The following is a 14741-nucleotide window of genomic DNA, read 5'->3' on the forward strand; positions in this document are numbered from 1 at the left end:
GTCAGCGGTTGCCGCGCCGGCTCATGAAGGCCAGGCGCTCGAGCAGTTGCACGTCCTGCTCGTTCTTGACCAAGGCGCCGGCCAGCGGCGGAATAGCCTTGGTCGGGTCGCGCTCGCGCAGCACGGCTTCGCCGATGTTGTCGGCCATCAACAGTTTGAGCCAGTCGACCAGCTCGGAGGTGGATGGCTTTTTCTTGAGGCCCGGCACCTTGCGCACGTCGAAGAACACATCCAGCGCTTCACTGACCAGCGACTGCTTGATGTTGGGGAAGTGCACGTCGACGATGCGCTGCAGGGTGTCGCGGTCGGGGAAGGCGATGTAGTGGAAGAAGCAGCGGCGCAGGAAGGCGTCGGGCAGTTCCTTCTCGTTGTTGGAGGTGATGATGATGATCGGACGTTGCTTGGCCTTGATCGTCTCGTCGATCTCGTAGACGTAGAACTCCATCTTGTCGAGTTCCTGCAGCAGGTCGTTGGGGAACTCGATGTCGGCCTTGTCGATCTCGTCGATCAGCAAGATCACACGTTCTTCGGCCTCGAAAGCCTCCCAGAGCTTGCCCTTTTTCAGGTAGTTGCGCACGTCATGGACCTTGTCCACACCCAGTTGCGAATCGCGCAGGCGGCTGACCGCGTCGTATTCGTAGAGGCCTTGGTGGGCCTTGGTGGTGGATTTGATGTGCCAGGTGATCAGGCGGGCGCCGAAGGAGGCGGCGAGCTGTTCGGCGAGCATGGTCTTGCCGGTGCCCGGTTCACCCTTGACCAGCAGCGGGCGCTCCAGGGTGATGGCTGCGTTGACCGCCAGCTTCAGGTCGTCTGTGGCGACGTAGTCGCGGGTGCCTTCGAACTTCATGAACCGATCCTCTGCGGGGTGTCATTCAAGACCCTTTCGCGGGCAGACCACTCCCACAGGAAGCGGTGACGCTGGCCCTGTGGCAGCGGATTCACCCGTGAAAGAGGCGATACGTGTTTGTCATTGCCAGCGACTATAACGCGGGCCCAGGCGAGAGAAAACGCAGACTGGTCATTCAGTCTCTGAATGGTGCGTCGCGCCCCGCTTCAGTCGGAATCGGGCGGCGGTTGTTCGTAGCGTGCATTGAATGCCTGGATAAAGCCGTTGCGCAGGATCTGCAGGAACGCCTCGAAGGCGCTGATGTTGCGCTGGTGCACGCTACCGCTCAGCTCCACGCGGGTGGCGAACTGGTTCTTAGGCTGATTCTTGAGCACCGTTTCGCTGGCGCCGACCAGCGCTTCCCAGATCGAACGGAAGAAGCCTTTGTCCTTGTCTTCCACGTCCTGCTGCCAATTGAACACATCCACATCCCGCAGCAGAGGCTTGATGTACCCGTGCAGACGGCCTTTCTCGGCCTGGGCTTCGATCACCAGATCGCCATGGCCTGCATTGAAGTCGAACTTGCCGTAAGCACTGGCGAAATCATTGAGCCGGCGCAGCTGGATACCGGTCGCGCGCAGGCGAAACTCGAAATCGTCGAAATCGCTGAACGGGTCGAAAGTGGCACGGCTTTCCACCCGGGCATCGCCCAGCAGCCGCGCTGTGCCGTCGAAATGGGCGTCGCGGCGGCCTTTTTCGTCGCGTACGTTGGTCAGGTTGCGGATGCTCGCGTCCAACTGGGTGGCCTTCAGATCGACAGGCGGTTTGGAATTGAAGTTGCGAAAGGTCAGGGTGCCGTTTTCGATGCGCACCTCGTTGAGAGTGATGGGCAGCAGTTTTTCTAGCTGCTGGCGCCAGTCGGTACCCTGGCCGGTCTGGGAGTTCTGCTTGTTGCCACCGTCGACGAAATTGAGCTCTGGGTGCACGAAGACGACCTCGGCGACCACGGCATGGTCGTACCACAGCGAACGCCAGCTCACCGAGAGGTCGATCAGCGGGGCATCGAGAAACGGCACCGGTACCTTGCCGCTGGTCTTGACGATCTTCAGCTCATTGATCTGGTAGGCCCCGCGCCACCAGGCCAAGTCCACGTCGGTGATGTGCCCGCGGTAGTCGCCCATGTCCGCGAGCCGGTCGTTGAGGTAGTCACGGACCAGGTAGGGCAGGGCCAGGTGCAGGGCCAGCAACAGCGCGACCAGGCTGGCCAGGCCTATCAGCGGCCAACGATAGCGAGCTTTCATCGAGGGCTCTCCGGGGCAGGTTGTCCGGTTGACCGCTATGGCCTGTGGGGAGTTCGAACGGGCTTTACTGCCCCCCGGGGCAGGCTTACCCTTGAAGCTTTCCCTGCTCCTACAAAGTTCAAGGACTCCTGCCATGAGCCGCATCTACGCAGACAACGCCCACTCCATCGGCAATACGCCGTTGGTGCAGATCAACCGCATCGCTCCGCGTGGTGTGACCATCCTGGCCAAGATCGAAGGACGCAACCCAGGCTATTCGGTCAAGTGCCGGATCGGCGCGAGCATGGTCTGGGACGCCGAGAGCAGCGGCAAGCTCAAGCCGGGCATGACCATCGTCGAGCCCACCTCGGGCAACACCGGCATTGGCCTGGCCTTCGTCGCCGCTGCCCGTGGCTACAAGCTGGTATTGACGATGCCTGCATCCATGAGCCTGGAGCGGCGCAAGGTGCTCAAGGCGCTGGGGGCCGAACTGGTGCTGACCGACCCGGCCAAGGGCATGAAGGGCGCGATCGAGAAAGCCAACGAAATCGTCGCCTCCGACCCGGCCAACTACTTCCTGCCGGGCCAGTTCGATAACCCCGCCAACCCGGCGATTCACGAAAAGACCACCGGTCCGGAAATCTGGAACGACACCGATGGCGCGGTAGACGTCCTGGTGGCGGGCGTCGGCACCGGCGGTACCATTACCGGGGTTTCGCGTTACATCAAGCACACCCAGGGCAAGTCGATCCTGTCAGTGGCGGTGGAGCCGGTGGCCTCGCCGTTGATCAGCCAGACTCTGTCGGGTGAAGAGCTCAAGCCAAGCCCGCACAAGATCCAGGGCATCGGCGCAGGTTTCGTGCCGAAGAACCTTGACCTGTCCATCGTCGACCAGGTCGAGACCGTCACCGACGACGAGGCCAAGGCCATGGCCCTGCGCCTGATGCAGGAAGAGGGCATTCTCTGCGGTATTTCCTGTGGCGCGGCGATGGCTGCCGCCGTGCGCCTGGCCGAGAAGCCCGAGATGCAGGGCAAGACGCTCGTGGTGATTCTGCCGGATTCGGGCGAGCGTTACCTGTCGAGCATGCTGTTCAGTGACTTGTTCACCGAACAGGAAAACCAGCAGTAACACGCGGTCCTGGCGATACCGGGGCCGTGTGGCGGCCCCGCTTTTCTGATGCACCGCTGATCCGGAGCAATGCCGGGCAGCACTCTTTGTTGCAAGATCCTGAAAACTGCACTGCGTCCCTGGAGGTTTTTACCAGGGGCAGATGGGTTTATGATGGCCGGATGATTTTGAATGGAGCAGGCCACGGCCTGGTTTCTTCTCCAAGGAGTGTTGCATGACCTTTTCCTTCGCCGCCAAGGCAGGTGTCCTGCTGGTGTTCTTCTCCAGTGTGCTGTTCGTGCACCTGCGCGGCAAGGCACGTCTTCCCGTGCTGCGCCAGTTCGTCAATCATTCGGCGCTGTTCGCACCTTATAACAGCCTGATGTACCTGTTTTCCGGCGTGCCGTCCAAGCCTTACCTGGACCGTCAGCGGTTTCCCGAGCTCGATGTGCTCAAGGACAACTGGGAAGTGATCCGCGAAGAGGCCATGCGCCTGTTCGACGAGGGCTACATTCGTGCCGCGGAAAAGGACAATGACGCAGGCTTCGGCTCGTTCTTCAAGAAGGGCTGGAAGCGCTTCTACCTGAAGTGGTACGACAAGCCGCTGCCCTCGGCCGAAATGCTCTGCCCCAAGACCGTCGAACTGGTCAGCCGCATCCCCAATGTCAAGGGCGCCATGTTCGCCTTGCTGCCCGGTGGCAGCCATCTGAACCCGCACCGCGATCCGTTTGCCGGCTCCCTGCGTTATCACCTGGGCCTGTCTACTCCGAATTCTGACAATTGCCGCATCTACGTCGACGGCCAGCCCTACGCCTGGCGCGACGGTGAGGACGTGATGTTCGACGAGACCTATGTGCACTGGGTGAAGAACGAAACCGACGTAACCCGCGTGATTCTGTTCTGTGACATCGAGCGCCCGCTCAGCAGCCCTTTGATGACCCGCATCAACCGCAAGGTCAGCGCCTTCCTGGGCCGCGCCACTGCGCCGCAGAACACCGATGACGAGCGCGTGGGCGGGATCAACCAGGCCTATGCCTGGAGCAAGCGCTTCAGCAACAAGATCAGCACCCGCGTGAAGCAGTTCAAGCGCGCAAATCCCAAGGCCTACCGCATCCTGCGGCCAGTGCTGGCGGTGGTGGTGGCGTATCTGCTGTACCGTTGGCTGTTCTGAATCACCTGTCATCGCATTCGCCGGTAAACCCGCTCTCACAGGCTCAGCGCAAACCTTGAGAGCGGGTTTTTCACTCCCACCGGCTCAACCTGGAACGTGCGGAAGCGGGTTTACCGGCGAAAGGGCCTGATCTGCCAATCCAGAATGCAGCTATTGCCCGGCCCAGGATTCGCCGTTATATTCCGAAACATTCTCTTCTCCGAAGACCCGATCATGCCTGCCATCCCTTCCATCACAGCTGTCGTCCTCGCGCCTGTCGCGGGCGTGGTTGTGCGTGGCAGTCAGCAGCCGGCCATGATCAGTCATTACCCACCACCTGTCAGTGGCGTGGTAGGCGGCGTAGCTCCGCCTCCTTGCGCAGTGGTGCTGGGCTGATCGGCCTCTGGCCGCCTCCCATCACGCTCGCAACCTACTGAACACGGTCGGCTACCTCCCTCGCTAACGCGACAGCCTGCCGTTCGGCTCATTTGCCCTATACAGGTGGCAATACATGTCTGTCTTTTCCAAAGCATCCGTGGCCTCGGCGGCCACGACCAGCCTGTTCGTCCTGCTGTGGAGCAGCGGGGCGATCGTCTCCAAGCTTGGCCTTGCCCAGGCCAGCCCCTTTGCCTTCCTCCTGCTACGCTCGGCCCTGGCGCTTGCCGGCCTGCTGATGGTCAGCCCACTGCTGGGGCTGCGCTGGCCGTGTGGTCGTGGTGCCGTGCTGCGCGCCCTGGGTACCGGTTGCGTGTTGTTGGGCGCTTACCAGATCTTCTATCTGCTTGCGCTCAACACCCACGTCACCCCTGGAATCATGGCCACGGTCATGGGTGTTCAACCGATCCTTACCGTTGTGCTGATGGAGCGCCAGCGTTCCTGGAGCCGGCTGTTCGGGCTTGGCTTGGGGATTGGGGGGCTGGTGATGGTGGTCTACCAAGGCCTCAACCTGGGCGGGGTATCCCTGGCTGGGATGCTGTTCGCCCTGCTGGCGCTGGCCAGCATGACGTTGGGCTCGATCCTGCAAAAGCGCATCACCGACAACCCCATGGGTACCTTGCCGTTACAGTACATAGCCGGCTTTGCCTTGTGCGCAGTGTTCGCGCCATTTCAGCCGCTCCAGGTGCAATGGAGTGCAAGCTTCATCGGTGCGCTGGCATGGATGGGGCTGGTGGTCTCGCTGTTGGCGACTTTGCTGCTGTATCGCCTGATCGCCCGTGGCAACCTGGTCAATGTCACAAGCCTGTTCTACCTGGTGCCTGCGGTGACTGCCGTGATGGATTATCTGATCTTCGGCAATCGTCTGGCACCGCTCAGCCTGCTGGGCATGGGGTTGATCGTCGTCGGGCTGCTGTTCGTGTTCCGCAAGCCGGTGTTGCGTACGGCTGAAGCCTGATGCACCGAGGGCCGCTTTGCGGCCCTCTTCGCGAATGGGTGTACGCCATTTCAAAAGGGACAGGGCCTTGCCCCGCGAAAGGGCCATGGCCCTATTTTTTGGCCGGACGCAGCACCAGCCACAAGGCCACACCGATCAGCACTCCACCATAGAGATGCGCCATCGACAGCGGCTCGTCCAGCAGCCAGGCGCCCCACAGGACGCCGAATACCGGAATCAGGAAGGTCACGGTACTGGCCTTGACCGGTCCGATCTCGGCCAGCAGGCGGAAGTACAGGATGTAGGCGAACGCCGTGCACAGCAGGCCCAGGCCCAGCAATGACAGCCACACCGGCCAACCGCCCCAGCTGGCCGGTGGCTGGGTGAGGGCACTCCAGGCGAACACCGGCATCAGCAGCAAGGTCGCGCCGAGCATGCTGCCCAAGGCCGACAACCGACTATCCAGATCGCTCACCCAACGTCGCGCAAGGAACCCGGCAAAGCCATAGCAGGTGGTCGCGGCCAGACAGGCCAGGGCACCTTGCAACAAGGCTAGATCCAACGCCACCGGGCCCGCACCGCTGAGGATGCCGACGCCGAACAGCCCCAGGAATATGCCGCACAGCTTGGCCAGGGTCATGGGCTCGCGGAAGCAAAGCACGCCGATCAGCACACCCATCAGCGGCGTGGTGGCGTTGAAAATGGCTGAGTAGCCGGCTGGCAGCACCTGCGCGGCCACTGAATAGAAGGTGGCCGGGATCCCGGAGTTGATCATCCCCAATACCAGACAGGCGCCAAGCTTGCCGTTGAAGTCCCAGCGCACCCGCGCCGCGGCGAGAATGGCGATCAGACCCAAACACGCGATCGAGACGCGAAAGAACGCTGTCGGCACGGTACCGAGTTCCGGCGCGATGATGCGCATGAACAGGAAGCTCGCCCCCCAGACAGCGGCAAGGGTCAGCAGGCGGGCAAGGGCGATGGGGCTCACAGCGGTCTCCAGCAATCGGCAAGGGCGCGAGTGTACGCCATCGACTGAGCGCGGTTCTTGTCCTTTCTTGCTGTGTGAATTTGTCCGTGGCCTTTCATGGGTACCCGCTCACAGGGCGGCGATTGTCCTGCAAGAGCGGGTTTGCCTGTGAAAAGGGCACGACGAAAGCAGGGGCAACTAAGCTTGCGTGTTGAACCCCCGCATGGAGTCCCCTGCATGTCCCAGTCATGGCCGGCGGCCGAGATCGCCCGGATGATCCTCGATGGTTTCGACGACTACCGCGAACATTTCCGGCGCATCACCCTGGGCGCGCGCGAGCGCTTCGAACAGGCGCTGTGGCAGCAGATCCAGCAGGCTGCGGCGGCACGCATCAATCTCTATGAAGAAAAGGTCGCCCAGGTCAATGGTTGGCTGCGCGATGGCTTTGCCGAGGCGGTACTGCTGGATGTCGAGCAATGGCCGCTGGTGAAGAATGCCTATATCCGCCTGATCGACCCGCGCCTTGACGATGAGTTGGCCGAGACTTGGTACAACTCGATCTTCTGCAGCCTGTTCAGCCACGACCTGATCAGCGATGGCTGCATGTTCATCCATACCACCCGGCCGTCGATGCGCGGACATGAGCGGGCTGCACAGACTCGTATCTATCAGCCTGACGGCAGCGTCCGGAGCCTGTTGCGCTCGATCTTTGCCGACTACCCGTTCAATGTGCCCTATGGCGACCTGGACGGGGACGTAGCACGTCTTGAGCAGCAACTGCGCGAATGCTTGCCCGATTGGGTCTGCAAGGATCCCTCGCTGGCCGTCGAGCTGTTCTCACCGGTGCTCTACCGCAACAAGGGCGCCTACCTGGTGGGGCGGCTGTACACGCCGGATGAGCAGTGGCCGCTGGTGATTCCGCTGTTGCACCGCGAGGGCCATGGCATCGAGGCGGATGCGGTGATCACCGATGAAGCCGAGGTGTCGATCATCTTCTCCTTCACCCGCTCGTATTTCATGGTCGATGTGCCGGTGCCGGCGGAGTTCGTCAATTTCCTCAAGCGCATCCTGCCGGGCAAGCACATCGCGGAGCTGTACACCTCGATCGGCTTCTACAAACACGGCAAGTCCGAGTTCTACCGTGCGTTGATCAATCACTTGGCCAGTACCGAGGATCGCTTCGTCATGGCGCCTGGGGTGCGTGGCATGGTGATGAGCGTGTTCACCCTGACCGGCTTCAATACTGTGTTCAAGATCATCAAGGACCGCTTCTCGCCGTCCAAGACCGTGGACAGGGCCACGGTGATCGACAAGTACCGTCTGGTCAAAAGCGTCGATCGGGTCGGGCGCATGGCCGATACCCAGGAATTCGCCGATTTCCGTTTCCCCAAGGCCAAGTTCGAAGCGCAGTGCCTGGCCGAGCTGCTGGAGGTGGCACCCTCGACCGTCAAGCTTGAAGGCGACACAGTGCTGATCCGTCACTGTTGGACCGAACGGCGCATGACGCCGCTCAATCTTTACCTGGAACAGGCCAGTGAAGCCCAAGTGCTGGAAGCGCTGGAGGACTACGGCCTGGCGATCAAGCAACTGGCGGCGGCGAACATCTTTCCTGGTGACATGCTGCTCAAGAATTTCGGCGTCACCCGTCATGGTCGGGTGGTGTTCTATGACTACGACGAGATCAGCTTCCTGACCGAGGTGAACTTCCGGCATATCCCGCCGCCGCGTTATCCGGAGGACGAGATGTCCGGCGAACCGTGGTATTCGATCGGGCCGCACGATGTGTTTCCGGAGGAGTTTCCGCCGTTTCTGTTCGCCGACATCGGCCAGCGACGGCTGTTCAGCCGGTTGCATGGCGAGCTGTATGACGCCGATTACTGGAAGGGGCTGCAGGCGACGATCCGTGACGGGAAGGTCATCGACGTGTTTCCGTATCGGCGCAAGGCGCGGTGAGCGTTTGAGGCTGGCTTAGAGCCCATCGCAGGTTGTCGCCAGGCGCTACAGCCTGATCTGGAGGCTGGCGACAGCGCAAAGGTGCTACCCCTTCATGCACTTGAGTTCGGTGAAGTCGTTGCGCACCTTGCTCAGCCGTTCCTGGAGGTACTGCCGTTGTACCGGGGTGCTCTGCTTCATCAGGTCCACCAGCAGGCTGCGGGCCTGTTGTTCGGAATGCTGGAAGGCAATGCGGTATTCCGGGCTCCATAGGCTCTCCTTGCGTTGCAGCAACTGCGCGATGCGGGGCTCGAAGGCGGGCGTGTCGCGCTGAGCCATGACCAGCACCAGTTGCTGCTGCCAGTGGGCGCGGTTGGCGATCCACTGACGATTCTGGTCGCCGAGGGCCTGGGACCAGGTCAGCACGCGCAGGCGTTGGGACGCGTTGAGTTCGCCCAGCCAGGGTTCGAGGCGCTTTTCCATGCGTTTGGCGCGGTCGTTGATCTGCTTGGGCAGGGGCGTCTCGACATAGTTGGCCTGGCGCTCGCGGATGTCATCAAGAAAGGCCTGGCGCATCTGCGCGACCTGCTCGTCGCTCATGCCACGCAACAGCTGGGTGGCGGAGGGGGTGATCGCCTCGGCGACCCGGCCGATGGCCTGGCGAGCTTCGGTGGTGCGCTGCAATAGTGCCTGGTCGGTGACTTGGTCGGTGACGACCATCTGGCGGATCTGGTCGAGCCACTCCAGGTAGCCGGGCAATTGCGTCTTGCAATGCCAGGCCAGGTGCTGCTTGAGACGCTCATCGAGCCAGGTTTTCTGCTGGCGGTTCATGTTCAGGTAGTCATCCAGGGACCAGGGCACCAGCACGTCGAGGTTGCGGTAGGCCAGGTCGATGCGGCTGCAGGCGGCCACTGCCAAGGTCAGGCACAGGACGATGATGAACACAGGGCGTAGGGTGACGGGCATGGGCGAATCCTTGCTGGAGCTTGCCAGGCAGTAGACGCAAGGGAGCTCCGTCGGTTCCTGGGCACGGACGGCCAGGCGGCGAAGGCTGTTCAGGTGTAGAATAGCCGCCTTGTCTTGAGGATCTTCGTAAATGGCTTTGCTTGGGCGTTACAACAGTTTGCAAATCGTGAAATACACGGACTTCGGCCTGTACCTGGATGGCGGTGCGGATGGCGAGATCCTGCTGCCCAAGCGCTACATCCCCAAGGACGTCGACGCCGAGATCGACGACTGGCTCAATGTGTTCATCTACCTCGACAGCGAAGACCAGCTGATCGCCACCACCGAAAAGCCCAAGGTACAGGTCGGTGAGTTCGCCAGTCTCAAGGTCAAGGACATCAACGGCGCGGGCATCTTCCTCGACTGGGGGCTGTCCAAGGACCTGTTGATGCCCTATTCGGAAGAGTCGCGTCCGCTGAAGATCGGCGACTACTGCGTGGTGCACGTCTACCTGGACAAACGTACCCGTCGCATCACCGCCACCGCACGCCTGGACCGCTACCTCGATCGCACCCCTGCCGACTACCAGGCCGGCCAGCCGGTGGAACTGCTGGTGGCCGGGCAGACGCCCATGGGCTTCAAGGCGATCATCAACAACCGCCACTGGGGCTTGATCCACAAGAACGAGGTGTTCAAGTTCCTGCGTTCGGGCATGCATGAGAAGGGTTACATCAAGGAAGTGCGCCACGACGGCAAGATCGCCCTGAGCTTGCAGCCGGTGGGCAAGGTCCTGGTCGACAGCCTGCCCGAGCAGATCATGGCGCGCCTGGAGGCTGCGGGCGGGATGCTCGAGGTGTGCGACAAGAGCGACCCTGAAGTGATCAGCCGACTGTTCAATGTCAGCAAGGGCAACTTCAAGAAAGCGATCGGCGCCCTCTACAAGCAAGGCCGCATCGTCATCCTTGACGATCGCATCGAACGGGCCTGATCAACCCTGCAGGAAGGGCGTGAAGTCCAGCTGCTCGCCACCGGGGCGGGTGTCGCGCAGCAGCGAGTCACGGTCGGCGCTCAGGGCCAGGCTGATGGTCGAGCGCCGCTTGCCTGGATGACGGACTTCCATCTGCTCCTGGTGAGCGCGCAGGAAGTTGGTCGGCACTTTCAGGTGCTGCAGCTCATCGGTCTCGGGGGTGTGCAGCAGCAGGTTGACCCAGTCGGGCTGGCCTTTGCGCAGTAGCGCCGTCGGCACATCGAACCACCACAGGTTGCGTTTGCGATCCAGGATCGCGAGCAGGGTGTTGTCGCGGTTGAGCACCGGCCGCTCCAGCGCTTGGTTACGGCGGGCGATGGCGGTGGGTTTGTCGAGTTTCATGCAGGTTCCTGCGGGTTGACGCGAGATAAGGCCTGGTATTGTGCGGGGCCGGCTGCGGGCAAACAAGCCTGGGAGCAGCGGCCCGGTCCAGCAGCAAGGCGCTTACGGTTCAGCCCCGGTCGGTCTACAGGCATTTGTAGCTGTTTTCTTTTGGTGGCCTGGCGTTGAGCTGCAACGTGTCTGATGTGGTCTATTAGACTTGCATCATTGAAACGTGCCTGCCCGATTGGCTGGCCTTCACCTGACACGATCCTGCAGCGAAAGGAGACGCTATGTTTTTCCCCAACCTGCGCGGTTTGCCCCTGCACCGCGTGCTGGTGCGCACCGTCCGCGAGTTTCTCGATGACGAGATGTCCACTTATGCGTCCGCGCTCGCCTACCAAATGCTGTTTTCGTTGTTCCCCTTCCTGTTGTTCCTCATCGCCCTGATCGGTTTCCTGCACCTGCCGGACTTCTTCTCCTGGCTGCGCCTGCAGTCGGAGCTGGTGCTGCCGCCCCAGGCCCTGGAGCAGGTCAATCCGGTGATCGACCAGCTGCAGCAGTCAAAGGGGGGGCTGCTCTCGGTGGGTATCGTCATCGCCCTGTGGACGGCTTCGGCCGGCGTGCGCCTGATGATGAGCGCGATGAACGCCGCCTACGACGTACCCGAAGGGCGGCCGGTCTGGAAGCGCATCCCGCTGTCGGTGGTTTACACCATCGGCATCGCCGGTATGCTCCTGGCGGCGGCGGCGCTGATGGTGCTAGGGCCGCAGGTGATGGAGTGGATCGCCGCCCAGGTGGGCATGCAGGAGGTCATCGTCACGGTCTGGACCATCCTGCGCTGGCCGGCGATCATCATTCTGATGATGGTGGCGGTGGCGCTGATCTACTACGTCATGCCCGATGTGAAGCAGGAGTTTCGCTTCATCACCCCAGGCTCGGTATTGGCGGTGGTCGTGTGGATCATTGCTTCGCTGGCATTCGGTTACTATGTAAAGACCTTCGCCGATTACAACGCCATGTACGGCAGTATCGGGGCAATCATCGTCCTGCTGCTGTACTTTTACATTTCCGCCGCCGTGCTGCTGCTCGGTGCCGAGATGAACGCGGTGATCGAGCACATGTCGGCCGAAGGCAAGAACCCTGGTGAGAAGGAAGCCGCAGGTCATACCTCCAAGGAGACATTGACCGTGCTCGGCCATGAACATCCTGTCGAGCCCCAGCCGAGTGAGCCGAACCCCCGATGATCCGTGACATCCTCAAGATGGGCGACGAACGCTTGTTGCGCATCGCCCCGCCGGTACCGGCGGACCTGATCGGCAGCGAGCAGTTGCAGGCGCTGATCGACGATATGTTCCAGACCATGCGCCATGTGGGCGGCGTGGGCCTGGCCGCACCGCAGATCGGCGTCGACCTGCAACTGGTGATCTTCGGCTTCGAGCGCAGCGAGCGTTATCCGGATGCCGAACCCGTACCCCAGACCATCCTGCTCAACCCGGTGATCACGCCCTTGTCCCCGGAGGTCGAGGACGGCTGGGAAGGCTGTCTGTCGGTGCCGGGGCTGCGCGGTGTGGTGCCGCGCTTCAAGCACATCCGTTACGAGGGCATCGACCCCGATGGCAATCCGATCAACCGCTTCGCCGACGGTTTCCACGCCCGTGTCGTGCAGCATGAATGCGACCATCTGATCGGCCGGCTGTACCCGTCGCGCATTCAGGACTTCAGCAAGTTCGGCTATACCGAGGTGCTGTTCCCTGGGCTCGATGCACGTGACGACTGATCTCGCACCATTGCCACCAGACGCTTGCTGCGCTGGTAGCGCGCCAGCCGTGAGGCCAGTGCCTCGGGCAGCGTATCTGTCAGGGTGAAGGCCTGGCGCTGGTAGAAGGCCTCCAAATCAGGATGGCAGAACAACCAGGTCGGGCCGCAGGTGACCTGCAGTGCCGCTTCGATCAACTGGGACGCGACCTGTTGGCCACGCCACGCTGGCGCAACGAACAGGCCTGTGAGCCAGTGCCCTTGGGCCACGGGGCTCAGGCTCATGCCCGCGACGATACCTCCCGCCCGTGCCACCCACCATTGGCCATCGCCCGCGGCGCGCATGCGAGAGTCGTGCTGGCGGTAGAAATGATCGAGTAGCTTACGTTCAAGGGGCCCCAGAGGGCTGCAATGGAGCGGATTCATGGGCGTGGACAAGGGTTTTCGTGGAGGCGTTTTTTCGCAGATTGTTGCAGGGTTCGCAAGAGTGATTGTCCGAGTTCGGGGTTCAACTATTCCAGGCGGGGAGTAGACTTTCAGACATCCCCCGGCAGTACGAAACGGGATCGGTACTTCGTGTCATCTTCGGAATGATGACAACTTCTCCGCGCCATTCACGGCATATGAAGTCAATCGAGTTGATTGCTTTTAAGGCCAACCTCTCATGAAAGCTTTACTGATTCTCGCACTGGTCGGTATGTCCTCGCTCGCCTTCGCCGATGAGGTCAAGACCGCCACCAACCAACCTGCAGTCGAGCAGTACGACTATTCCACCAACCTGGACATCAAGCGGGTGATCAGCCTGTCGACCATCCCCAACGTCTGCGAGGTGGTGCCTGCTACCATGACCTACGAAGACCACCAGGGCCAGGTACACACCATCCAGTATCGCGCCATGGGTGAGGGTTGCAGCCAGGGCTGAAACTGTCGGTGGGCAGATAAGGTTTACCTCGGCGTCGGGTCGGGCTTAGGATCGATCTCCCTTTGATGAAGGAATATCGTCCATGTTCGACCTGCCCGCCCTGCGTGAAGCCGCCGACTTCGTCCACCAGCACGTTCCCGCCACACCGCAGCATGCCTGGCCGCTTTTGGCCGACCGTTTGGGTTGCAAGGTCTGGGTCAAGCACGAAAACCATGCACCGACCGGTGCCTTCAAGGTTCGTGGCGGGCTGGTCTATGTGCGGTCGCTGTTGGCCAATGGCAAACCACCGCGAGGGCTGGTCACCGCCACCCGTGGTAACCATGGCCAGAGCATGGCGCTGGCGGCGCGTCAGGCTGGGGTGCCGCTGGTGATCGTAGTGCCGGAAGGCAACTCGCGAGAAAAGAACGCCGCCATGCGTGCCTTGGGCGCCGAATTGGTGGAACACGGGGTCGATTTCGATGTGGCCCGCGAAGAAGCCGCCAGGCTTGCCGAGTCGCTGGGTTACGCCATGGTGCCTTCATTCCATCCGGAGCTGGTGCGCGGCGTGGCCACCTATGCGCTGGAACTGTTCGATGCGGTGGCAGACCTGGATTGCGTCTACGTGCCGATCGGCATGGGTTCGGGTATTTGTGGTCTGATCCAGGCGCGCAACCTGCTGGGGTTGAAGACCCAGATCGTCGGCGTGGTCTCCAGTGCTGCCGATGCTTATGCCCAGAGCTTCGAGCAGGGACGCATCGTCACTACCGAGACCGCCGACACCTTCGCCGACGGCATGGCCTGCCGAGTTCCGCACCCTGATGCCTTCGCGCTGGTTCATGAACACGCCGCACGCATCGTGCGCGTCACCGACGATGAAGTCGCCCAGGCCATGCGCCTTTACCACCAAGCCACCCACAACACCGCCGAAGGTGCCGGCGCAGCGGCCCTGGCGGCGTTGATGCAAGAGCGCGCGCGTCAGGCCGGCAAGCGTGTGGCGGTGGTGCTGAGCGGGGCGAACATCGATCGAGAGCGCTATGCGCGGGTGCTGCTCGGTGCTTGAGGGTATTCAGGCGATGTTTCATGCGCGAAAGATCTGAACAGGGCATCACGCGCTCAGGCACAATCGCCTTCCCTTGAACCTGCATGACCGAGTC

15 protein-coding genes are annotated in these 14741 nt (G+C 61.8%); 9 read left to right on the forward strand and 6 right to left on the reverse strand.

Going from position 1 to position 14741, the window contains the following annotated elements:
• Nucleotide 1: 1 nt before the first annotated feature.
• The gene (locus BLS27_RS14460; RefSeq protein ID WP_043209275.1) at nt 2-847 is read right to left on the reverse strand and encodes an AAA family ATPase; all 846 of its coding nucleotides are present in this window, start codon (nt 845-847) and stop codon (nt 2-4) included.
• A gap of 206 nt (nt 848-1053) precedes the next feature.
• Complete coding sequence (locus BLS27_RS14465; RefSeq protein ID WP_043209276.1) at nt 1054-2127, reverse strand: DUF748 domain-containing protein; 1074 nt, start codon at nt 2125-2127, stop codon at nt 1054-1056.
• Between the two features lie 133 nt (nt 2128-2260).
• Here BLS27_RS14465 and cysK point away from each other — a divergent pair, with 133 nt between their 5' ends.
• The 3 genes from cysK (at nt 2261) to BLS27_RS14480 (ending at nt 5757) form a co-directional block, all read left to right on the forward strand.
• Entirely contained in the window at nt 2261-3235 is a 975-nt protein-coding gene (gene cysK, locus BLS27_RS14470) for a cysteine synthase A (RefSeq protein ID WP_090345350.1), read from the forward strand.
• A 214-nt stretch (nt 3236-3449) separates the two neighbouring features.
• On the forward strand, nt 3450-4385 hold the full coding sequence (locus BLS27_RS14475) for an aspartyl/asparaginyl beta-hydroxylase domain-containing protein (RefSeq protein ID WP_043209281.1): 936 nt from the start codon (nt 3450-3452) through the stop codon (nt 4383-4385).
• Nucleotides 4386-4875: 490 nt separating this feature from the next.
• Complete coding sequence (locus tag BLS27_RS14480; RefSeq protein ID WP_090345351.1) at nt 4876-5757, forward strand: DMT family transporter; 882 nt, start codon at nt 4876-4878, stop codon at nt 5755-5757.
• A gap of 91 nt (nt 5758-5848) precedes the next feature.
• Here BLS27_RS14480 and BLS27_RS14485 read toward each other — a convergent pair whose 3' ends face one another.
• Nucleotides 5849-6724, reverse strand: a complete 876-nt coding sequence (locus BLS27_RS14485) for a DMT family transporter (RefSeq protein WP_090345353.1) — start codon at nt 6722-6724, stop codon at nt 5849-5851.
• Nucleotides 6725-6940: 216 nt separating this feature from the next.
• Between BLS27_RS14485 and aceK the strand changes: the two genes are divergently transcribed.
• Nucleotides 6941-8656 carry a bifunctional isocitrate dehydrogenase kinase/phosphatase gene (gene aceK / locus BLS27_RS14490; protein ID WP_090345355.1) on the forward strand — a complete coding sequence of 572 codons (1716 nt, stop codon included), beginning with the start codon at nt 6941-6943 and terminating at the stop codon, nt 8654-8656.
• A gap of 84 nt (nt 8657-8740) precedes the next feature.
• Here the strand turns inward: aceK and BLS27_RS14495 are convergent, their stop codons facing one another.
• A complete protein-coding gene (locus BLS27_RS14495; protein ID WP_090345357.1) occupies nt 8741-9601 on the reverse strand; it encodes a DUF6279 family lipoprotein in 861 nt (286 codons plus the stop codon).
• A gap of 130 nt (nt 9602-9731) precedes the next feature.
• Between BLS27_RS14495 and BLS27_RS14500 the strand changes: the two genes are divergently transcribed.
• A complete protein-coding gene (locus BLS27_RS14500; protein WP_043209290.1) occupies nt 9732-10568 on the forward strand; it encodes a CvfB family protein in 837 nt (278 codons plus the stop codon).
• Here the strand turns inward: BLS27_RS14500 and BLS27_RS14505 are convergent, their stop codons facing one another.
• Nucleotides 10569-10949: a hypothetical protein gene (locus BLS27_RS14505; RefSeq protein ID WP_043209291.1), complete on the reverse strand. Its 381-nt coding sequence runs from the start codon at nt 10947-10949 to the stop codon at nt 10569-10571.
• 272 nt (nt 10950-11221) lie between these two features.
• Between BLS27_RS14505 and BLS27_RS14510 the strand changes: the two genes are divergently transcribed.
• Both BLS27_RS14510 and def read left to right on the forward strand, forming a co-directional pair.
• Nucleotides 11222-12175 carry a YihY/virulence factor BrkB family protein gene (locus BLS27_RS14510; protein ID WP_043209293.1) on the forward strand — a complete coding sequence of 318 codons (954 nt, stop codon included), beginning with the start codon at nt 11222-11224 and terminating at the stop codon, nt 12173-12175.
• Nucleotides 12172-12708 (forward strand): peptide deformylase, encoded by a 537-nt coding sequence (gene def / locus BLS27_RS14515; RefSeq protein WP_043209294.1) that lies wholly within the window; start codon nt 12172-12174, stop codon nt 12706-12708. The genes BLS27_RS14510 and def overlap by 4 nt, the downstream gene beginning before the upstream one ends.
• Here the strand turns inward: def and BLS27_RS14520 are convergent.
• Nucleotides 12663-13112 carry a GNAT family N-acetyltransferase gene (locus tag BLS27_RS14520; RefSeq protein WP_090345359.1) on the reverse strand — a complete coding sequence of 150 codons (450 nt, stop codon included), beginning with the start codon at nt 13110-13112 and terminating at the stop codon, nt 12663-12665. The genes def and BLS27_RS14520 overlap by 46 nt on opposite strands.
• 238 nt (nt 13113-13350) lie before the next feature.
• Between BLS27_RS14520 and BLS27_RS14525 the strand changes: the two genes are divergently transcribed.
• Both BLS27_RS14525 and BLS27_RS14530 read left to right on the forward strand, forming a co-directional pair.
• Complete coding sequence (locus BLS27_RS14525) at nt 13351-13608, forward strand: DUF2790 domain-containing protein (protein ID WP_043209299.1); 258 nt, start codon at nt 13351-13353, stop codon at nt 13606-13608.
• Between the two features lie 82 nt (nt 13609-13690).
• Entirely contained in the window at nt 13691-14647 is a 957-nt protein-coding gene (locus BLS27_RS14530) for a threonine dehydratase (RefSeq protein ID WP_090345361.1), read from the forward strand.
• The last annotated feature ends 94 nt before the right edge of the window (nt 14648-14741 follow it).

This window comes from Pseudomonas guariconensis, assembly GCF_900102675.1.
GTDB classification, from domain to species: domain Bacteria; phylum Pseudomonadota; class Gammaproteobacteria; order Pseudomonadales; family Pseudomonadaceae; genus Aquipseudomonas; species Aquipseudomonas guariconensis.